14 protein-coding genes, 1 tRNA gene and 1 pseudogene are annotated in these 20,228 nt (G+C 69.1%); 7 read left to right on the top strand and 9 right to left on the bottom strand.

The window, feature by feature from the left end; all coding sequences use genetic code 11:
* Both V7026_RS04180 and V7026_RS04175 read left to right on the top strand, forming a co-directional pair.
* A pseudogene (locus V7026_RS04180) lies at positions 1-363 on the top strand (site-specific DNA-methyltransferase); the annotation flags it as partial.
* Positions 360-2,888, top strand: coding sequence for a DEAD/DEAH box helicase (locus V7026_RS04175; protein ID WP_334154028.1), 2,529 nt, complete (start codon positions 360-362; stop codon positions 2,886-2,888). The pseudogene V7026_RS04180 and the gene V7026_RS04175, both read left to right, overlap by 4 nt.
* Before the next feature lie 31 nt (positions 2,889-2,919).
* Here V7026_RS04175 and V7026_RS04170 read toward each other — a convergent pair whose 3' ends face one another.
* Both V7026_RS04170 and V7026_RS04165 read right to left on the bottom strand, forming a co-directional pair.
* Positions 2,920-5,982, bottom strand: coding sequence for an efflux RND transporter permease subunit (locus tag V7026_RS04170; protein ID WP_334154027.1), 3,063 nt, complete (start codon positions 5,980-5,982; stop codon positions 2,920-2,922).
* Entirely contained in the window at positions 5,979-7,073 is a 1,095-nt protein-coding gene (locus V7026_RS04165; RefSeq protein ID WP_334154026.1) for an efflux RND transporter periplasmic adaptor subunit, read from the bottom strand. The genes V7026_RS04170 and V7026_RS04165 overlap by 4 nt, the downstream gene beginning before the upstream one ends.
* A gap of 56 nt (positions 7,074-7,129) precedes the next feature.
* Here V7026_RS04165 and V7026_RS04160 point away from each other — a divergent pair, with 56 nt between their 5' ends.
* The gene (locus V7026_RS04160) at positions 7,130-7,687 is read left to right on the top strand and encodes a TetR/AcrR family transcriptional regulator (RefSeq protein WP_334154024.1); all 558 of its coding nucleotides are present in this window, start codon (positions 7,130-7,132) and stop codon (positions 7,685-7,687) included.
* Positions 7,688-8,054: 367 nt separating this feature from the next.
* On the opposite strand, the gene V7026_RS04155 is transcribed toward V7026_RS04160, so the two are convergent.
* From V7026_RS04155 to V7026_RS04130, 6 genes are all read right to left on the bottom strand, one after another.
* Positions 8,055-8,130, bottom strand: a tRNA-Thr gene (locus tag V7026_RS04155).
* Positions 8,131-8,177: 47 nt separating this feature from the next.
* Positions 8,178-9,230, bottom strand: a complete 1,053-nt coding sequence (locus V7026_RS04150) for a class 1 fructose-bisphosphatase (RefSeq protein WP_334154023.1) — start codon at positions 9,228-9,230, stop codon at positions 8,178-8,180.
* Positions 9,231-9,263: 33 nt separating this feature from the next.
* The gene (gene pepN / locus V7026_RS04145) at positions 9,264-11,918 is read right to left on the bottom strand and encodes an aminopeptidase N (RefSeq protein WP_334154030.1); all 2,655 of its coding nucleotides are present in this window, start codon (positions 11,916-11,918) and stop codon (positions 9,264-9,266) included.
* A gap of 36 nt (positions 11,919-11,954) precedes the next feature.
* A protein-coding gene (prfB, locus tag V7026_RS04140) for a peptide chain release factor 2 (protein WP_334154022.1) occupies positions 11,955-13,059 on the bottom strand; the annotation gives its coding sequence in 2 pieces (ribosomal slippage) (positions 11,955-12,977 and positions 12,979-13,059; 1,104 coding nt in all).
* A gap of 87 nt (positions 13,060-13,146) precedes the next feature.
* Positions 13,147-14,025, bottom strand: coding sequence for a DMT family transporter (locus V7026_RS04135; RefSeq protein ID WP_334154021.1), 879 nt, complete (start codon positions 14,023-14,025; stop codon positions 13,147-13,149).
* Position 14,026: 1 nt separating this feature from the next.
* Complete coding sequence (locus V7026_RS04130; protein WP_334154020.1) at positions 14,027-15,043, bottom strand: alpha/beta fold hydrolase; 1,017 nt, start codon at positions 15,041-15,043, stop codon at positions 14,027-14,029.
* A gap of 38 nt (positions 15,044-15,081) precedes the next feature.
* Here V7026_RS04130 and V7026_RS04125 point away from each other — a divergent pair, with 38 nt between their 5' ends.
* From V7026_RS04125 to plsY, 4 genes are all read left to right on the top strand, one after another.
* Complete coding sequence (locus V7026_RS04125) at positions 15,082-16,878, top strand: acyl-CoA synthetase (RefSeq protein WP_334154019.1); 1,797 nt, start codon at positions 15,082-15,084, stop codon at positions 16,876-16,878.
* Positions 16,879-16,931: 53 nt separating this feature from the next.
* Positions 16,932-17,993 carry an aldo/keto reductase gene (locus V7026_RS04120; RefSeq protein WP_334154018.1) on the top strand — a complete coding sequence of 354 codons (1,062 nt, stop codon included), beginning with the start codon at positions 16,932-16,934 and terminating at the stop codon, positions 17,991-17,993.
* 22 nt (positions 17,994-18,015) lie between these two features.
* Positions 18,016-18,510, top strand: coding sequence for an aminoacyl-tRNA deacylase (locus V7026_RS04115; protein WP_334154017.1), 495 nt, complete (start codon positions 18,016-18,018; stop codon positions 18,508-18,510).
* 96 nt (positions 18,511-18,606) lie between these two features.
* Positions 18,607-19,248, top strand: coding sequence for a glycerol-3-phosphate 1-O-acyltransferase PlsY (plsY, locus tag V7026_RS04110; RefSeq protein ID WP_334154029.1), 642 nt, complete (start codon positions 18,607-18,609; stop codon positions 19,246-19,248).
* Between the two features lie 9 nt (positions 19,249-19,257).
* Here plsY and V7026_RS04105 read toward each other — a convergent pair whose 3' ends face one another.
* Positions 19,258-20,199, bottom strand: coding sequence for an HD-GYP domain-containing protein (locus V7026_RS04105; protein WP_334154016.1), 942 nt, complete (start codon positions 20,197-20,199; stop codon positions 19,258-19,260).
* Positions 20,200-20,228: the final 29 nt, after the last annotated feature.

Below are 20,228 nucleotides of genomic sequence, written 5' to 3'. Positions count from 1 at the left end.
CTGCCGCTGCTGTGGCTGAAGGCGGGCGCCGTGGGGCCGCGGCCCGAATTGAAACGCGGCGAGCCGGAGCCGGTGCTGTTTGCGCCGGAGGGCAGCAATTTCGTGGTGCTGCTGGATGAAACCCGCATGGGCCGCTTGCTGAAGTCGCTGGAGGGCCGCGCTGGATTGTCACACGTGTTCATCGTCACCGATGCGGACGAGTCCTTCAAGACCATGGCGCAGGACGTGCGCGAGGTGGCGGGCAAGGCCAACCCCGGCTTGGCGGTGGTGCAGTTGTACCGCGATTACCTGCTCAATTTCATGATCAACAAGAATCAGGACCGCGCTGCCGGTCACACCGATACCCAGGGAGCGCGGGCATGAAGGTCACGCTGTTCGATTTTCAGAAAGACGCGCTGGGCAAACTGCGCGATGCCTTGGTGAGCGCCCGCAAGAGCGTGTCGCCGGATAACCAGCAAGTCGTGGCCTTTTCGGCCGCCACGGGCAGCGGCAAGACCATCATGATGACGGCGCTGTTCGAGGCGATTCTGGATGAGCCCGATGATCAACTTGCTTGGCCGCTCGATTGGGTGCCGCAACCCGATGCCGTGATCTTGTGGGTGTCGGACATGCCCGAGCTCAACGAGCAGACCAAGCTCAAGATCGAGAGCAAATCGGACAAGGTGTACCGGGTCAACCAGCTCATCACCATCGATGCGCATTTCGACGCGCCCCGGCTGGCAGGCGGGCGCATCTATTTCATCAACACGCAGAAGCTGGCCGTCAATCAGCCGCTGACCAATCGTGGCGACGGACGGCAGCATCTGATCTGGGAAACGCTGACCAACACTGCGCGCGCCATTCCCGACCGCTTTTATGTGGTGATCGACGAGGCGCACCGCGGCATGACTTCGGGCAAGGGGGCGCAGGCTGCGCAGACCTTGATGCAGCGCTTCTTGCTGGGCTGCCCCGAGGTCGGCTTGGTCAAAATGCCGATGGTGATTGGGGTGTCGGCCACGCCGAAACGATTCCTGGATTTGATTGCGAATGCCGAGCACACCGTGACCACGCACAAGGTGGCCGTGCCGGCTGAGGAGGTGCGCAGGTCCGGCCTGCTGAAAGACCGCATCCTGATTCATCACCCTGAAGCCACCACCACGGCTGAGATGGCGCTTTTGGAAGAAGCGGCTCGGCGTTGGGGGCAGATGACGGCCGCCTGGGGCGCCTACTGCCAAGAGGAAAAAGAGCCAACCGTCTGGCCGGTGTTGGTGGTTCAAGTCGAAAATGGCTCAGACCGGCAACTGACCAAGACCGACCTCGGTGCAGCGTTGACCGTGATCGAGAGCGCCATTGGTCGTCGCCTTAACGAAGGTGAGGTCGCCCACGCGATGCACGATACGGGCGACCTGGACGTGGGCGGCCGCCGGGTGCGCAAGGTCGAAGCCTCGCGGATTGATGCGGACAAAAACATCGGTGTGGTGTTCTTCAAGACCAGCCTGTCCACCGGCTGGGATTGCCCGCGCGCCGAAGTGATGATGTCGTTCCGCCGTGCGGAGGACCATACCTACATCGCCCAGTTGCTGGGCCGGATGGTGCGCACGCCGCTGGCACGCCGCATCGAAAAGGATGCGGCGCTCAACGATGTGCATTCGTTCTTGCCGTACTTCGATACGGGTGCCGTGGAAAGCGTGGTGGCCTCGCTGCACAACGCGGAAGAGGTGCCGCCTGCCGAGACGGGCTCCAGCCGCCATCTGGTGGTGCTCAAGCGGCGCGAGGGCTGCGAGTCCATCTTTGCGGCGCTTGACGAATTGATCACCTACCGCGTGAACGCCGCTCGGGCACAGAGCCCACTGCGCCGGTATATGGCCATCTCACGCAGCCTGACCATCGATGAGATTGATGACGAAGCCTGGGGCCGGGCCAAGCAGCAGATTGTCGAGTGGATGGGGCAGCGCATTGCAGCGATCAAGGCAAGAGGCCAGTTCGATGCTGCGGCTAAGGCGATCACGCAGGTGGGTCTGCGGACCTTGGCTGTCAATAACGGCACTGGTGTGGCAGAGCCCGAGCCAACCCAATATGCCGTCGATGCATCCGATGTGGATATCGACCGTCTGTTCGAAGAGGCTGGGCGCGCCTTCAGCCACGGTTTGCAGATGGAGTATTGGCGCGCCCACGCGGATCGCGATGCGCTGGATGTGAAGGTCGAAGCCATCGTTCTGGCTCGCAACGCGGCAGAAATGGCTATTCTCGAATCGTTAGCAGAGGCTGCCTTCGATGGTCTTTACGACCAGCACAAGAAGGCCATCTACCAACTCAAGGAGCAGCGGCGCGTCAATTACGAGAAGCTGCGGCTGGCGACGGCCAAGCCCAACGAAATCCCATGGCGGCTGCCTGCATCCATCGACTTCAAGCGCTCTACGGCGGAGCCGCTCTGGGACCGCCACCTTTACGTGGAGAGCAACGGCCAGTTCCGCGCCGAACTCGGCCCCTGGGAAGCCGATGTGCTGCGTGAGGAGCTTGCCAAGCCCGAAGTGGTGGGCTGGCTGCGTAACCTGCCCAAGAAGCCGTGGTCGCTGGAAATCCCGTATGAGACGGGGGGTGACGTGCGCCCGATGTTCCCGGATCTGGTTGTGGTGCGCAAAGTCGGCAATGACTTTGTCATCGACATTCTGGAACCCCACGACCCGAGCCGCAGCGACAACTTCGAGAAAGCCGTCGGGCTGGCGAAGTTTGCGGAAAAGCGCGGTGCGCTGTTCGGGCGCATCCAGCTGATCCGCAAGCAATCCTCTGCCGGTGGCGAGCATTTCGCGCGCCTGGAGATCAACCAGGCCACCACGATCAAGAAGCTGCTGCTGGTCACCAGCAACCCACAGCTCGATCAACTGTTCGCCGCTCTGGCCACAACATGAAGGGGGACGGCCCTCCAAAGTGGTGGCGGGTTCAACCCGCCGCCGGCCGGATGCGGAACCACAGCGCGTACAGCGCCGGCACGAACAGCAGGGTGATGGCCGTGCCGACGGCCACACCGCCGATCAGCACATAGGCCAGCGGCCCCCAGAAGCGGTCGTGGGTCAGCGGCACGAAAGCCAGCACCGCGGCCAGGGCGGTGAGCACCACCGGACGGGCGCGCTGCACCGCCGCTTCCACCACGGCGTCGAAGGCGGCCATGCTGGCTTCGAAGTTGTCGGCCACCTGCTGCGTCAGGATCAGCGTGTTGCGCATCAGGATGCCCGCCAGGCCCGTCAGGCCCAGCAGCGCCACGAAGCCGAACGGCTGCCAGAACACCAGCAGTACCAGCACCGCGCCGATCAGCCCCAGCGGTGCGGTGGCCACGACCATGAAGGTGCCGGCGAACGAGCGCATCTGCAGCATGATGAAGATGAGCATCGCCGCCACCATCAGCGGCTGCAGCTTCTGGATCGAGAGGTTGGCCTTCTCGGACTGCTCCACCGAGCCGCCGATGGCCACGCGGTAGCCCGGCGGGAGTTCGGCGCGCAGCGGCTCGAGCGCCTTCCAGACGGCGGCGGTGACGTCATTGGGCTGCGCGCCGCGCACCTCGGCCTGCACGGCCACGAACGGCTCGCGGTTGTAGCGCTTGATGACCGGCTCCTCGTAGCGCACCTCCAGCTGGCCCAGCTGCGCCAGCGGCACCTTGCGCCCGTCGCGGTTGAGCAGCTCGAGCGCCCCGACCGTCTCGGCGCCGGGCCGCGCGCCGAGCACCGCGCCGCGCGCGGTCAGCTCCACCGTGCGGTTGCCCAGCCGCAGCTGCGTCACCGGCACGCCGTCGAGCAGCGTCTGCAGCTGCTGCGCCACGTCCTGCGGCGTGAGGCCCAGCAGCCGCAGCCGGTCGGCGTCGGCGCGCAGGGCCAGCACCGGCACCCGTTCGTCCCACTCCAAGTGCGCATCGACCACGTGCGGGTTGGCCGCCATCACCTCGCGCACGCGGTGCGCGACGCGGCGCAGCTCCACCGGGTCGGGGCCGAAGACGCGGAACTGCACCGGCCAGGCCACCGGCGGGCCGTAGAGCAGCCGGGCCACGCGCACGCGCGCCTCGGCGAACTCGCCGCGCTGGATGTGGTCTTCCAGCGTGGCGATGATGCGGTCTCGGCTCGCCTCGTCGTGCGCGACGACGATCAGCTTGCCAAACGCCGGGTTGGGCGGCTCCGGGTTGGCGGAGATGAAAAAGCGCGGCGCGCCCGCCCCGACATAGGCCGACAGCGTCTTGACCTCCGGCATCGGCGCCAGGATCGCCTCCAGCCGGCGCACGGTCTGGTCGGTGACGCGCACGCTCGTGCCCTGCGGCAAATAGACGCTGACCAGCACCTCCGTGCGGTCGCTGCTGGGGAAGAACTGCTTGGGCACCACCTTGGCCATGGCCAGCGCCGCCAGCACCAGCAGCGCCACGGTGGCGGCCACCACGGTCTTGCGCTGCGTCACGCACCAGGCCACGACGGCCCGCAACCGGCGGTACGCCGGGGTCTGGTAGAGCTGGTCATGGCCGTGGCGCGCCTCCGGCGGCACGTCGCGCAGCATCTTCACGCCCAGATACGGCGTGAACGTCACCGCCACCAGCCACGACACCAGCAGGCTGATTCCCAAGACCCAGAAGATGTTGCCGGCGTATTCGCCCACGCCCGAGCGCGCAAAGCCGATCGGCAGAAAGCCCGCCACCGTGACCAGGGTGCCGAACAGCATCGGCGCGGCCGTCACGTTCCAGGCGTGGGCGGCGGCGCGCACCCGGTCCCAGCCTTCCTCCATTTTCACCAGCATCATCTCCACGGCGATGATGGCGTCGTCCACCAGCAGGCCCAGCGAGATGATCAGCGCCCCCAGCGTGATGCGGTCCAGGTTGATGCCTATGGCCTTGAAGACCACGAAGCTCAGGCCCAGCGTCACCGGTACCGCGATGCCGACGATCAGGCCCGCCCGTAGCCCGATGGCCAGCATGCTCACGCCCATCACCACCGCCACCGCCACCAGAAGCTTGATTTGGAACAGGTCCACCGCCTTGGCGATGGCGTCGGCCTGGTTGGTCAGCTGCGTCAGCTCCAGCCCCAGCGGCAGCTCGGTCTTCTCGCGCTCCAGATAGGCGTGCAGGCGCTCGCCGAGCTGCAAGCCGTTTTCCCCTTTGTTCATGACAACGCCGATCAGCACCGCGTCCTGCCCGCGCGCGCGCACCAGGTAGCCGGGCGGATCTTCGTAGCCGCGGCGGATGGTGGCGATGTCGCCCAGGCGGATCACCTTGCCGCCGGCGCGGATCGGCAGCTGCGCCAGCGCCTCGGCGTCCGAGAGGTCGGCGTCGAGCCGGATGTGCAGGCGCGGGCCGTCGGTCTCCAGCCGGCCGGTGGGCACCAGCCGGTTGCTGGCGTCGATGGCCTCGAAGATGGCCTGCGGCACCAGGCCCAGATTGACCAGCCGCGCGTTGTCGAATTCCACGTACATGCGTTGCGTTCGCTCGCCCAGCAGCAGCGCCTTATGCACGCCTTCGATGCGCTGGATCTCGTCGCGCAGCCGTTCGGCCTCGCGCACCAGCTCATCGTGCGGCAGCTTGGGCGCGGTCAGCGCCAGCAGGCTGAAATAGACGTCGGCGAAGTCGTCGTTGGCCAGCGGGCCGATCACGCCAGCGGGCATCTCGCGCTGCGCGTCCCACATGCGCTTGCGCACCTGGTAGAACAGTTCCGGCACGCGCGCCTGCGGCGTGTAGTCGTGGAACTCCACCTGCAGCGTGGCCTGCCCGGGGCGGATCGTGGTCTCGATGCGGTAGAGAAATTCGACCTCCTGGATCTTTTTCTCCAGCCGATCCACCACCTGCTCCTGCAGCTGCTGCGGTGTGGCACCAGGCCAGGCCACGTTGACCTGCATCACGCGCACGGTGAAGGCCGGGTCTTCCGCGCGGCCCAGCGTCGCAAACGCGTACAGACCGCCCAGCACCGACAGGATCAGGAAGAAGAGCGTGACGGCGCGCTCGCGCACCGCCAGCGCCGACAGGTTCGGAAAGCTCATCGCGCGCGCTCCTGCACCGCCATGCCCGGCTGCAGCAGGTGCGTGCCCAGCGCCACGACGCGCTCGCCGGCCTGCAGCGGCGCGGCCACGACGGCGTGGCGGTCATCGACGCGCAGCACGCGCACCGGCACCGCCTCAAGCCGGCCGTCGCGCACGCGCCAAATGCGCGGCCCCTCGGCGCGCTCATCCAGAGCGCCCACCGGCACGCGCCAGGTGCCCACGGCACTGGTCTCACCGGCAGCAGGGGTGGGCTGGCCCGGCAGCGCGAACTGCGTCGTGACCACGCTGCCCAGAGGCAGCTCCGGTGGCAGGCCGTCGGCGCGGTAGCGCGCGCGGCGCGTGCGCGCCAGCGCGTCCACCATCGGGGCCGCCTCGCGCAGCGCGAGCGCCACCACACGCCCGTCCGGCAGCCTTGCCTGACCGGTCGCGGGCGGGGTGACGGTCTCGGGGAAGAACACCTCCACCTCGCGTGCCCCGGCCTGCGCGAGCATGGCCACCGGCTGGCCCGCCGCCACGACCTGACCCGGCTGACCGGTGACCTCGGTGACGACGCCGGCAGCCGGTGCACGCAGTTGTGCATAGGCGCGGCCGTTGCGCACCTGCGCCAGCCGCGCCTGCGCGGCGTCGCGGCGGCTGGCGGCTTCGCGCGCGGCCAGCTGCGCGCGGTCGGTGGCCTGCGCGCTGACGAAGCCCTGCGCCGCGAGCGTGCGCACCCGCTCCAAGTCCGCCTGGGCGGTGCGCAGCGCGGCTTCGGCGGCGGCCAGGTCGGCCTCGGCGGCGCGCGCGGCCTGCTCCAGGTCAGACGGGTCGAGCTCGAACAGCACCTGTCCGGCTTGCACGGTCTGGCCGGCGTCCACGCGCCGCGCGGCGATGCGCCCGCCGACCTGGAAAGCCAGTGGCGCTTCCACCCGGGCGCGTACCGTGCCGGACAGCCCCAGCCCTGCCGACGCCAACGGCTCCACCGCTGCAGTGGCCACCACCGCTGGGGCGCCATCGGTGCGGGGCTGCTCGGCCCGCTGACAACCGGCGGCCAGCAGCGCAATCGACATCGACAGGACCATCGGGCCCTTACGCAGGGGCGCAACGTTCACGGGGCATACCTCCGGGCGGCTTGGCAATATGTGAACGGCATCGTACAGTAAGTGCCATGACCCTGCTGATGGATGGCGCGCGTGGCGGCACGCCGGGGCGCCCCCTCGACGTGCGCAAGGACGAGTTGATGCTGGCGGCCGGGCGTGCGCTGCTGCTGGCCGGCAGGCCTGCGGCCTTGACGATGGAGGCCGTGGCGCGGGCCAGCGGCGTGTCCAAGGCCACGCTGTACCGCCGCTGGCCGCACCGCGAGGCGCTGCTGGAGGCGCTGGTGCTGCGCGAGGCGCAGCCGCTGCTGGGCACGCTGGATGCCGTCCCGGCGGATGCGGCGGCGCTGGCCGAGGTGCTGGAGCGCTTCCTCGATTCGATGCTCGCCTTCGTTACCCAGCCGGCCTACCAGGCCTATCTGCAGGCCATTGCCGCCTTGCCGCAGCCGCAGGCCGATCTGCAGCGCATTTGGCGACTCGGCCCGCAGCAGGCCATCGACGCGGTGGCCACGCTGCTGCGCCGCCATGCCGCCACCCAAGGGCGGCGCTGGCCCGGCGCGGCCCGTGATGCCGAGATCCTGATCGGCATGGCCATGGGGTTGGAGCTGGCGCGCATCCTCTACCGCTAGCCGCCGCGGCTGGCCAACGCGCGGCTGCGGCGGGGGCATGTGCGGGCGGTGGTGGCCCGCTTTCTCGATGGAAGGCCCAGCGGTGCGGCTGCCTTCGAGGGGGGAGCCGGCCGGGTATGAGGTGGGTCAGGGCACGAGCAGCGCCTTGTTGGCCGCGCCGTCCACCGGTGGGCGGCTAGCTGGATTTTCGGCTGCCCACCGTGCAGCCCGGCGAACCGTGTCGGGCGTGCGCCCGGCTGGCAGTAGACAGTGAGCGTCGCGCTGACGCTGGTGTCGCGCGGGGGGCATGGACGATGGGACAGGGCCGTGGCAGCCCGGTTGCAGCAACGAAAAGCCCGCTCGCAGGCGGGCTGGTCATGGATGTTGCTGGTGCCGCAAAGAGGAGTCGAACCTCCGACCTACTGATTACGAATCAGTTGCTCTACCAACTGAGCTATTGCGGCATGGCGACTGGCCAATCGGCGACTGGCAGTATCGCGCAAGACGGAAATTATAGCGCGTTCGTCGGGGTTTCGGCGGTCTGCGCTTCCTGGTGGTAGCGCGTCACGCGCTCGATCTCATTCTTGGAGCCGAGGATCACCGCCACGCGGTCGTGCAGGCCCTTGGGCTCGATGTCGAGGATGCGGCGGCGCCCGTCGGTGGCAGCGCCACCGGCTTGCTCGACGACCCAGCCCATCGGGTTGGCCTCGTACATCAGGCGCAGCTTGCCGGGCTTGTTCGGCTCGCGTTTGTCCCAGGGGTACAGGAACACCCCGCCGCGCGACAGGATGCGGTGCACGTCGGCCACCATCGAGGCGATCCAGCGCATGTTGAAGTCCTTGCCACGTGGGCCTTCCGCGCCAGCCAAGCACTCCTCGATGTAGCGGCGCACCGGCGCGGCCCAGTGGCGCCAGTTGCTCATGTTGATGGCGAACTCGCGCGTGTCCTCGGGGATGCGCACCTTGTCCTGCGTCAGCACCCAGGCGCCCTGTTCGCGGTCGAGCGTGAACATCGCCACACCGTTGCCGACGGTGAGCACCAGCGTCGTCTGCGGGCCGTAGAGGCAGTAGCCGGCGGCGACCTGCTGGCGCCCGGGTTGCAGGAAGTCGGCCTCGCTGACCGGCTCGATGACGGTGGGGTCGTCGTGCTGGCGCTTGAGCACCGAGAAGATGGTGCCGATGCTGACGTTGCAGTCGATGTTGCTGGAGCCATCCAGCGGGTCGAACAGCAGCAGGTATTCGCCCTGCGGGTAGCGGTTGGGGATCGGGTGGATGCCGTCCAGCTCCTCCGAAGCCATCGCCGCTAGGTGGCCGCCCCATTCGTTGGCCTCGATCAGCACCTCGTTGGCGATGACGTCGAGCCTCTTCTGCACTTCGCCCTGGACGTTTTCGGTGTCGGCCGAACCAAGCACGCCGCCCAGAGCCCCCTTGCCGACGGCGATGGCGATGCGCTTGCAGGCGCGCGCGACGACCTCCAGCAGCAGCCGCAGCTCCGGCGTGATGGCGCCGTGCACGCGCTGCTGCTCGATCAGGTAGCGGGTCAGCGAGATGCGGGACTCGGACATGGTGGCGACTCCGGGCGGAAAAGGGTGAGAATATCAGTCGGCCAGCGCGCGCGTGACGACCTCGCGCACGTCGGTGCTGAGCGGCTCGTGCGCCGCCACCGCCTGCAGCGCGGCCTGCGCGGCGCTGCGGTATGGCTCGGCCAGTTGCTTCCAGCGGTCCAGCGCGCGCGCCAGGCGCGCCGCCACCTGCGGGTTGAAGGCGTCGATTTCCAGCACGCGATCGCGCCAGAAGGCGTAGCCGGCGCCGTCGGCGCGGTGGAAGCCCGCCTGGTTGGCGTGGCAGTAGGTGTGGATCAGGCTGCGCGCGCGGTTGGGGTTGCGCAGGTGGAAATCCGGATGCTGCAGCAGCGCCTGCACGCGCGGCAGCGCATCGCCCCCACGGTCCGGTGCGCTGGCCTGCAGCGCGAACCACTTGTCCAGCACCAGCTCCTCGGTGCGGAAGCGGGCGTGGAACTGCTCCAGCCCGCGCGCGCTCAGCTCGTGAGCGGCCGTCACCAGGGCGCTGAGTGCCGCGTAGCGGTCGGTCATGTTGGTGGCGTCCTTGAAGCGCTGGTAGGTCTTGCCCGGCCAGACCGGGTTGCCGTTGTCGCGTGCGGCCAGGCACAGCATGTGCAGCGCCAGACCGGCCAGCGCCCGCCGCCCGGCGCTGACCGGATCGGGACGGTAGGCGCCGTTGTCCTTGTGCTGCTCGTAGGCCCAGATCCAGTCCTCGTGCAGCGCGTGCGCGAGCTGGTGGCGCATCGCTTCGCGTACCGCGTGGATGCGCTGCGGGTCGACCGTGTCGAGCTGCTCGGCGATGTAGGTCTCGGCCGGCAGCGTCAGCGCCAGCTCCTTGAACGCCGCATCCAGCGTCGGGTGGCGCAGCACGGCGCGCATCGCCTCCAGGAACGGCGCATCGAGCGGATCGTGCACCGGGCCGACGGCGCGCACCGCCGCCAGCGCCCGGCGCAGCGCCAGCTGCTGGCCGGCTTCCCAGCGGTTGAACGGATCGGTGTCGTGCGCCAGCAGCGTGCGCAGCTCGTCGTCGGTCAGCTCGTGCTCCAGGATGACCGGCGCGCTGAAACCCCGCAGCAGCGACGGCACCGGCGCGGCCTGCAGTCCCTCGAAGACGACGGTGGTCTCGGGCTCATGCAGCACCACCAGCCGTTCGGTGTGCGGCAGCGCATGGCCCTGGGCGTCCAGCAGGCCCAGCGCCACCGGAATGACGAATGGCTCCTTGACCGGCTGGCCCGGCGTCGGCGGGCAGCTCTGCCGCAGCGTCAGCGTGTAGGTGCGCGCCTCGGCGTCGTACTGGCCGCGGGCCTGCACGCGCGGCGTGCCGGCCTGCGAGTACCAACGCTTGAACTGCGGCAGCAGGCGCGCCAGTTCGCTGTTGGGGTTGGCATCCGCCATCGCCTGCGCAAAGTCGTCGCAGGTGACGGCCTGGCCGTCGTGGCGCTCGAAGTAGAGCTTAAGGCCTCGGGCAAAGCCGTCGCGGCCGACCAGGGTCTGCATCATCCGCACGACCTCGGCGCCCTTTTCGTACACCGTGACGGTGTAGAAGTTGTTGATTTCGGCGTACTGGTCGGGGCGCACCGGGTGCGCCATCGGGCCGGCGTCTTCGGGGAACTGCACGGTGCGCAGCACGCGCACGTCTTCGATGCGCTTGACGGTGCGCGCCGAAGGGCTGCCGGCCATGTCCTGGCTGAATTCCTGGTCGCGAAAGACCGTCAGCCCTTCCTTGAGGCTCAGCTGGAACCAGTCGCGGCAGGTGACGCGGTTGCCGGTCCAGTTATGGAAGTATTCGTGGGCGACCACCGACTCGATGTTGGCGTAATCGGTGTCGGTGGCGGTGGCGGGGTTGGCCAGCACATACTTCGTGTTGAAAATGTTGAGGCCCTTGTTTTCCATCGCGCCCATATTGAAGTCGCTGGTGGCCACGATCATGAAGCGCTCCAGGTCCAGCGGCAGGCCAAAGCGCGTCTCGTCCCAGGCGATGGCGGCCATCAGCGACTGCATCGCGTGCTCGGTCTTGTCCAGGTCGGCCTGGCGCACGTAGATCTGCAGCAGGTGCTCGGTGCCGTGGCGGCTGACGATCGGCTGGCTGCGGCAGACCAGGTCACCGGCCACCAGCGCAAACAGGTAGCACGGCTTGCGGTGCGGATCGACCCACTTGGCGTAGTGGCGCCCGCCGTCGAGCTCGCCGCTGTCGACCAGGTTACCGTTGGACAGCAGCACCGGGTAGCGCTTCTTGTCGGCGCGCAGCGTCACGGTGTAGGTGGCCATGACGTCGGGCCGGTCGAGGAAGTAGGTGATGCGCCGGAAGCCCTCGGCCTCGCACTGCGTGAAGAAGGTGCCCTGGCTGACGTACAGGCCCATCAGTTGGGTGTTCTTCTCCGGCGCGCAGGTGGTGAAGATCTCCAGCTCGAACGGCTCGGGGCCTTCGGGCAGCGCCTCCACCACGAGCTGGTTGTCGTCCATCTTGAAACTGGTGCCGTGGCCGTTGACCAGCACGCGCGCCAGGTTGAGCTCCTCGCCGTCCAGGCGCAGCGGCTGCGCGGCAACGTCCGGGTTGCGGCGCACGCGCATGCGGTTGAGCACGCGCGTCTTGGCCGGGTCGAGGTCGAAGGTCAGATCGACGGTGTCGATCCAGTAAGCGGGCGGCGCGTAATCCTCGCGGCGCACGATGCGGGGGGTGCCTTCACGCATGGCGGTCATGGGTGCGGTCCTGATGGGGGAGGGGGGTCAGACGCCCTGCTTGAGCGAGGCTTCGATGAAGACGTCGAGATCGCCGTCCAGCACCTTCTGCGTGTTAGACACCTCGACGTTGGTGCGCAGGTCCTTGATGCGGCTCTGGTCCAGCACGTAGCTGCGGATCTGATGGCCCCAGCCGACGTCGGTCTTGCTGGCCTCCAGCTGCTGCTGTGTCTCCATGCGCTTGCGCATCTCCAGCTCGTACAGCTTGGAGCGCAGGCGCTGCCACGCCAGGTCGCGGTTGGAGTGCTGGCTGCGGCTGTCCTGCGCGGTGACGACGATGCCGGTGGGCAGGTGCGTCAGGCGCACCGCGGAGTCGGTTTTGTTGATGTGCTGGCCGCCAGCGCCACTGGCGCGGTAGGTGTCCACGCGCACGTCGGCGGGGTTGATCTCGACCTCGATCGAGTCGTCGATCTCCGGATAGACGAACACCGAGGCGAACGAGGTGTGGCGCCCGCCGGAAGAGTCGAACGGCGACTTGCGCACCAGACGGTGCACGCCGGTCTCGGTGCGCAGCAGGCCGAAGGCGTAGTCGCCCTCGACCTTGATGGTCGCGCTCTTGATGCCGGCGGTGTCGCCGGGCTGCTCGTCCTCCACCGTGGCCTTGAAGCCCTTGCGCTCGGCGTAGCGCAGGTACTGGCGCAGCAGCATCTGCGCCCAGTCGCAGGCCTCGGTGCCGCCGGCGCCGGCCTGGATGTCGATGAAACAGTTGTTGGGGTCCGCCGGGTTGTTGAACATGCGGCGGAATTCGAGCTTCTCGACCTCTGGTGCAACGCGCTCGACGTCGGCCTCGATGGTCTCCAGACCCGCCTCGTCGCCCTCGGCGCGCGACATCTCGAACAGCTCGGTGTTGTCGGCCAGCTCTTGCGCCAGCCGGTCCAGCACCAGCACCACGTCCTCGAGCGACTTCTTCTCCTTGGCCAGCTCCTGCGCGCGCCTGGGGTCGTTCCAGACGCCCGGGTCCTCCAGCGCGGCGTTGACCTCCGACAGCTTCAGCGCCTTGGCATCGTAGTCAAAGAAACCTCCGCAAGTCGGCGACGCGCTGCGTCAGGTCCTGCAGGCGGTTGGCAAGGGCGTTGAGGCGTTCGGCTTCCATGGCGATCTTTCGGGTGACGGACGTTCGTAAACCCCACATTTTCGCATGTAGGCGCCCACGCCGGGCGTGCGCGGGGGGCCGCGCCGCTTAGGATCGGCGGCCCAGTTGCGCAAGCAGCATGCCGGCCAGGATCAGGGTCGCGCCACCCCATCCGCGCCAGCCGATCGCCTCACCCAGGATCCACCAGCCCCCGATGGCAGCAAACACGCCCTCGCTGCTGTAGATGACCGCGGCATGCGACGCCTTGGCGGTGCGCTGGGCCACGACCTGCAGCGTATAGGCGATGCCGATCGACAGAATGCCACCCCAGGCGATGGCGCCCGCCGCGCCGGTCAGGGCGTCGGGGGTGATCGCCTCGTCCCGCCACAGGGCCGCCACCCAGGACAGCGCCCCGGCGACCGCATACTGCACGATGGACAGGCGGATCGCGTCGTGGCGCCGCGCCCAATGGCCGACCAGCAGCACATGGACGGCCCACAAGCCGGCCCCGCCCAACTGCAGCCAATCGCCCGGCGCGATGGTGGCGTCGGGCTTGACGCTCAAAAAGTACAGCCCCATGGCCGCCAGCGCCACCGCCAGCCACACGGGCAGGCCCACCGGCTGACCCAACAGGCGCATCAGCATCGGCACCAACACCACGTACAGCCCGGTGATGAAGCCGGCGTTGGACACGCTGGTACCCAGCAGGCCGACCTGCTGCAGGTTGATGGCCGAAAACAGCACCAGCCCCAGTAACGTGCCGTCGCGCCACAGCCCGCGGCTGTCCACGCGCGGCACGGCGGCGAACGGGCCGCCACGCCACCACCATAGCGGCGCGATGAGCAGCACGCCCAGCACCATGCGCGCCGCCGTGTAGGTGAACGGCCCGACGCTGTCCATACCCATCTGCTGGGCGACGAACGTGGAGCCCCAGATGGCCGCCACGCCGACCATGAGCAGGTCGGTCCTCCAGGTTGCGCTTGCCATGTCAGTCGGCCCGTCCTTGCAGGGGGACTTCGGCATCGTCGGGCGCATCCAGGTGTGCCTCGATCAGCGCGGCCAACCGTTGCGGTTGGTCGTGGTGCAGCATATGGCCGGCATCCTCGACGCGCGCGATACGGCAGCGGGGCACCGCCTGCAGGCGTCGGTGGTATTCGGCCAGCGAATGCTCCCCGCGCGGGAACCACTGCGCCAAGCTGTCGTCGCTGGCCTCCACCGCCAGCACCGGGGCGGCGATGGCCCCGTAGACGGCCAGCACCTCGTCCAGCCGGTAGATCTGGCTGCTGCGCACCTTGTGCGCCGGATCCCCCAGAATCCGCCACTCGCCGCCCGGCGCGCCGGGATCGACCGGGCGCGCCCAGTGCTGGGCCAACCAGCGGGCGCGGTCCTTGGGCAGGCGGCGGTTGGTCTTCATCAGGCGCTGCGCCACGCCTTCCAAGCCGGGGTAGGTCTTGAGCGTCAGCGCACCCTGGGCCAGTTGGTGGAGTTCGTCCATCCAGGCGGCATAGCGGCGTGGGGCCTGCTCTGGCCGCGTGGCGGGCATGCCAAACCCTTCCAGATTGACCAGTCGCCGCACGCGCGCCGGCCGCACGCCGGCGTACAGCATCGCGACATTGCCCCCCATACTGTGGCCGACCAGGTCGATGGGCGCGTCCGGCGCGCGGCCCAAGCGCTGGTTGAGGCGCACCAACAGAAAGTCCAGATCGCCCAGGTAATCGGCAAACAGATAGTGATCGACCTCGCCGTAGGGCGGCGGGCCGTGGGGGTCATCGTCCATGTGGGCGGAGCGCGTCAGACCGAACCCGCGCCAGTCGGGGGCGATGCAGTGGCGTTCGTGGGCCAAGGCATCGACCACGAACTGCCAGGACGCGGATACGTCCATCCACCCGTGTAACAGCCACAGCGGCGGTTGGTCGGGGTGCGGCACGCCCCACTCCCGCAGGTGGTAGCGCTGGCCGCGCACGGTCTCGAAGGTGCTGCGCGAAGGTCGTCGGACTTGATACATTCTCGTGATTATTCAGGAGACAAACGGGGATGCCCTCCATGCCCAGTCATGCGCACGACAACCGCGCTGCGGTGCCAGACCCATACGCCGACCCCTACGAAGCCGTGTACGGTGCCTTTTGCTGGCGGGTGCCGGCGCGCTTCAACATGGCGCAGGTTTGTCTGCGCCGCTGGGCGGGTGACCCCGACCAGGCGCAGGCGTTGGCCATCATCGAGGACGGGCCGACCCTGACCCGCCCGCGCCGACACCGCTACGGTGACCTGGCCGCCGAGGCCAACCGCCTGTCCAACGCGCTGCGGCTGCTGGGCGTGCAGCGCGGTGACCGGGTGGCCATCGTGCTGCCGCAACGCTTCGAGACCGCGGCGGCCTACATGGCCGTGTTGCAGATGGGGGCGGTGGCGGTGCCGCTGTCGCAACTGTTCGGACCGGAGGCGCTGGAGTACCGCCTGCAGGACAGCGCCGCCGTCGTCGCCCTGGTGGACGAGGCCACCGGCCCCGGTGTGCAAGCGGTGCGCGCGCGCTGCCCGGCGCTGCGCCACGTCGTCGGGCTGACGGGCGCGTTTGACACCGACGTGCTCGACTGGCCTGGCGCGCGCGATGGCCTGCGCCGGCGCTTCGACCTGGTGGACACCGCCGCCGACGACCCGGCGGTGCTGGTCTACACCAGCGGCACCACCGGCAATCCCAAGGGCGCGCTGATTCCGCACCGCGCGCTGATCGGCAACCTGAGTGGCTTCGTCTGCAGCCAGAACTGGTTCGGCTTCGACCCGTTCGACGCGCGCCGGCGCAGCGACGCCGTGTTCTGGAGCCCGGCCGACTGGGCCTGGACCGGCGGGCTGATGGACGCGCTGCTGCCGACGCTGTACTTCGGCCGCCCGATCGTCGCCTGGCGCGGGCGCTTTGATCCGCTGGCGGCGTTCGCGCTGCTGCAGCGCCACCGCGTCACGCACAGCTTTCTGTTTCCAACGGCGCTCAAGGCCATGATGAAGGCCGAGCCGCAGCCAAGGCGGCGCTGGCGGCTGCGCCTGCAGGCCATCATGAGCGCTGGCGAGGCGGTGGGCGAGGCGGTGTTCGCCTGGTGCCGCGACGAACTCGGCGTCACCGTCAACGAGATGTTCGGCCAGACCGAGATCAACTACGTCGTCGGCAACTGCGCGCGCCTGTGGCCGGCGCGGCCGGGCAGCATGGGCCGTGCCTACCCGGGGCACCGCGTCGCGCTGCTGGACGAGGCCGGCCAGCCGGTGCCGCCCGGCACGGTCGGCGAGGTGGCGGTGCACCGGCGCGACGTGCACGGCGACTTGGATCCGGTGTTCTTCCTCGGCTACTGGGGCAACGAGGCCGCCACGCGCGCCAAGTTCACCGGCGAGCCGGCCGACAGCTGGTGCCGCACCGGCGATCTGGCGGTGCAGGACGCCGACGGCTACCTGTGGTACCAGGGGCGGGCCGACGACGTCTTCAAGTCGGCCGGCTACCGCATCGGTCCGGGCGAGATCGAGAACTGCCTGGTCAAGCATCCGGCGGTGGCCAACGCCGCGGTGGTGCCCAAGCCAGACGCCGAGCGCGGTGCCATCGTCAAAGCCTACGTGGTGCTGGCGCCGGCGTGGGCCGAGCGGCGCGCGCGCTGCGCCGACCCGGCCGCCGAGTTCGACCCGGCGCTGGTGGCCGAGCTGCAGCAGCACGTGCGCGGCCAGCTGGCGCCGTACGAGTACCCGAAGGAGATCGAGTTCATCGACGCCCTGCCGATGACCACCACCGGCAAGGTGCAGCGGCGTGTGCTGCGCCTGCAGGAGGAGGCGCGCGCCCGCGCGCGCGCCGCCCCCGCAGCCGTTGTCTGACCGCGGTCCCCCCCCGAGACGTCGCGTTTCTCCAACCCGAGGAATCCCCACCCATGAAACCCGTCACTCTGGCCGCTGGCGGCCTGTCCGTTTCCCCGATCTGCCTGGGGACGATGACGTTTGGCGAGCAGGTCGCCGAGCGCGACGCCCACGCCATCCTCGACCGCGCGCTGCAGCGCGGCGTCAACTTCCTGGACACCGCCGAGATGTACGCGGTGCCGGCGCGCGCCGAGACCTACGGCGCTACCGAGACGATCCTGGGCAACTGGTTCGCCAGCCACCCCGGCGTGCGCCTGCGCGTGGTGTTGGCTACCAAGGTGGCCGGCCCGTCGCGCGGCATGCCGTGGATCCGCGGCGAGTCCTCGGGGCTGACCAAGGCTGAAATCATCGCGGCGTGCGAAGGCAGCCTGCGCCGGTTGCGCACCGACGTCATCGACCTCTACCAGATCCACTGGCCGGCGCGTAACGCGCCGATGTTTGGCGCGATCGGCTTCGACCCCTCCAAGGACCGTCCGTGCGCCAGCATCGCCGAGCAGCTGGAGGCGCTGGATACCCTGGTGCGCGCCGGCAAGGTGCGCTACGTCGGTCTGTCCAACGAGACGCCGTACGGGGTGCACGAGTTCGTGCGCGTGGCCGAGCAGGCTGGCTTGCCGCGTGTGGTGACGGTGCAAAACCCCTACTGCCTGATCAACCGCAGCTACGAGAATGGGCTGGACGAGACCTGCCATCGCCTGGGCGTGGCGCTGCTGGCGTACTCGCCGCTGGGCTTCGGTCTGCTGACCGGCAAGTACGACGACACGGGCCTGGAGCACGCCGGGCCGCCGCAGGGGCGCTTGGCGCTGTTCGAGAGTATGCGCAAGCAGCGCTGGGGCCGCCCAGAGGCGCTGGCCGCCGCGCGCCGCTACAACGCGCTGGCGCGCGAGCATGGCTTGACGCCGGTGCAGCTGGCGCTGGCGTTTTGCTACCGCAACTGGCGTGTGGCCAGCACCATCATCGGCGTGACGTCGCTGGCGCAGCTGGAAGCCTGCCTGGATGCGTGGGACGTGCAGCTGGCGCCCGAGCTGCTGGAGGCGGTGGACCGCATCCGCTGGGAGATCCGCGACCCCGCCGTCTGAGGTGGTAGGCGGAAGGATTCCCGTGGGCAAGAAGACGAACGTTTCGGAGACGTCGGCAACGGCCGCCCTGCGCGCGGTCGGGGTGCCGTTTACGGAGCACGTCTACGCTTACCAAGACCATGGCGGTGCCCGCCACGGGGCTCACGAGGTGGGTCTCGATCTGCACGCGGTGGTCAAGACCCTGGTGATGCAGGATCAGGACGCAGCCCCCCTGGTGGTGCTGATGCATGGGGATTGCAACGTCTCCACCAAGGCGCTGGCGCGGCAGATCGGCGCGAAGTCCGTATCACCCTGCGCGCCGGAGGCGGCCCAGCGCCACAGCGCTTACCTGGTCGGTGGAACGTCGCCGTTCGGGCTGCGCAAATCGATGCCGGTCTACATCGAACGAATCGTCCTGGCGCTGCCGCGCATCTGGATCAACGGCGGGCGCCGGGGCTTTCTGGTGGGGCTCGACCCTGCGGTGTGCGAACGCCTGCTGGGCGCACGGGCGGTAAATTGCGCGCTGGTCGCTCCCTGATGGTTCCAGCGGGCGAGGCTCGGGTTGGCGTCGGGTAAGCTTGCGGCCCCGGCGTGCGGCCGGGGCCTCGAACGATTTTCAGGAGCCAGTTGGATGATGCAGTGGTGGACGCCCATGGGCGCGGTGGTGCTGGCCTATGCAGTCGGGTCGCTGTCGTTTGCGGTGTTGGTCAGCCGCGTGATGGGGTTGAGCGATCCGCGCACCTACGGCAGCAAGAACCCCGGCGCCACGAACGTGCTGCGCTCGGGCAACAAGGCGGCGGCCGCGCTGACGCTGGTGCTTGACGCGGTCAAGGGCTGGTTGCCGGTCTGGGTTGTCGGGCAGTGGGGCGCCGGCTGGGGGCTGGGCGACGGCACGCTGGCGGCCGTCGGGTTGGCGGCTTTTCTGGGGCACCTGTTTCCGGTGTTTTTCCGCTTTCAGGGGGGCAAAGGGGTGGCCACGGCCGCCGGTGTGCTGCTGGCGTTCGAGCCGTGGCTGGGTGTTGCCGTGCTCGCCAGCTGGATTCTGATTGCCGTGTTTTTCCGCTATTCGTCGCTGGCGGCCATCGTGGCGGCGGTGTTTGCGCCGCTCTATTACTGGTTTGGCGACGGCGCCGCGTGGGATGTGCGCGCCCCGGTGGGGCTGGCGGTCGCAGCCATGAGCCTGCTGCTGTTGTGGCGCCACGCGGGGAACATCCAGCGCCTGCTGGCCGGGCAGGAGAGCAAGATCGGCAGCAAAAAAGGCGGTGCCGCCCGCTAACGCCGCAGGTCAGCGCTGCAACGCCAGGCGCGAGAGCTGGAGCAGCCGCGGGTGGTTGAGCCGCACGCGCACCGTGGCGGTTTGCAGAGCGGCTTCGATCGCGGTGGCCTCGTCGCCGGTGTCGATCAGCGCCGGCTCCAGCACCGGGTGACCGTTGGCGTCGAGCACGGCGCTCACCCACGGCTCGCCAGGGCGGCCCGAGCGGCGCAGCACCACCGCCACCTGGCCGTCGGCCAGCCGCACGAAGGTTCCCGGTGGGCAAATGCCCAACGTCTGCAGCAGCGCGCGTCCGATGTCGTCCAGTCGTCCACCGGGCCGCACCAACAAGGTGCGGGCGGAGTCGGTCAGGTTGCGCCCCGGCCGTGTCTCGCGCGGGCTGATCAGGGCGGTGTAGCGATCCATGCGTTGCAGCAGCCGCACCGCCGTGTCGTCGCTGTCCGCCTCGTGGTGCTGCTCGACGATGTCCAGCCAGCGCGCATCGCGCACGCCGCATTCGCGCAGGCACTGCGCGCCGCGCGCCGCGTGGGTGTCGATCAGGGCGCGCTGCTCCTCGGTGGGCGGGTGGGCCTGCGCGGCCAGGGTGTCCTGCAGCCGCGTCATGCCGATGTTCATGGTCAGCGCCGCCCGCTCCAGCGCCACGGCGTCCGGGGCCGAAACGCCCACCGCCGGGCCGACCAGCCGGCACATGGCCCAGCACGCCATCGCGTGCGAGGTGCTGTAGCCGACCGAGGTGGACGCCGCGAGCTGGAACAACCAGTACAACGTGGCGTCCTCGTCCGTGGCCAACAAGGCCTCGGCGTCGGCCCGCAGCCGCTCCAGGCGGGGCAGTACGTCGGCGTACTGCCGCGGGGCGGACAGCAGCGCCGCCAACTGGGCCTCCAACTCCGTCCAGCGGGCCATCCAGTCCTGCATCGCGCCGTAGGCGGGGTCGGGTTGGGCGGTAAAGGCCATGATGGGGTCCGGTGGGCCGGCCAGCGGGG

This window comes from Tepidimonas sp. (genome assembly GCF_036825565.1).
Lineage (GTDB): Bacteria > Pseudomonadota > Gammaproteobacteria > Burkholderiales > Burkholderiaceae_C > Tepidimonas.
The sequence above is the reverse complement of the archived record's forward strand: the minus strand, read 5'-3'. Positions and strand labels throughout refer to the sequence as shown.

What these genes read in the sequence shown, in the direction of transcription:
- V7026_RS04175 (WP_334154028.1), top strand. Translation starts at nt 360, where the DNA reads ATGAAGGTCACGCTGTTCGATTTTCAGAAAGACGCGCTGGGCAAACTG.
- V7026_RS04170 (WP_334154027.1), bottom strand. Translation starts at nt 5,982, where the DNA reads ATGAGCTTTCCGAACCTGTCGGCGCTGGCGGTGCGCGAGCGCGCCGTC.
- V7026_RS04160 (WP_334154024.1), top strand. Translation starts at nt 7,130, where the DNA reads ATGACCCTGCTGATGGATGGCGCGCGTGGCGGCACGCCGGGGCGCCCC.
- V7026_RS04150 (WP_334154023.1), bottom strand. Translation starts at nt 9,230, where the DNA reads ATGTCCGAGTCCCGCATCTCGCTGACCCGCTACCTGATCGAGCAGCAG.
- pepN (WP_334154030.1), bottom strand. Translation starts at nt 11,918, where the DNA reads ATGCGTGAAGGCACCCCCCGCATCGTGCGCCGCGAGGATTACGCGCCG.
- V7026_RS04135 (WP_334154021.1), bottom strand. Translation starts at nt 14,025, where the DNA reads ATGGCAAGCGCAACCTGGAGGACCGACCTGCTCATGGTCGGCGTGGCG.
- V7026_RS04130 (WP_334154020.1), bottom strand. Translation starts at nt 15,043, where the DNA reads ATGTATCAAGTCCGACGACCTTCGCGCAGCACCTTCGAGACCGTGCGC.
- V7026_RS04125 (WP_334154019.1), top strand. Translation starts at nt 15,082, where the DNA reads ATGCCCAGTCATGCGCACGACAACCGCGCTGCGGTGCCAGACCCATAC.
- V7026_RS04120 (WP_334154018.1), top strand. Translation starts at nt 16,932, where the DNA reads ATGAAACCCGTCACTCTGGCCGCTGGCGGCCTGTCCGTTTCCCCGATC.
- plsY (WP_334154029.1), top strand. Translation starts at nt 18,607, where the DNA reads ATGCAGTGGTGGACGCCCATGGGCGCGGTGGTGCTGGCCTATGCAGTC.
- V7026_RS04105 (WP_334154016.1), bottom strand. Translation starts at nt 20,199, where the DNA reads ATGGCCTTTACCGCCCAACCCGACCCCGCCTACGGCGCGATGCAGGAC.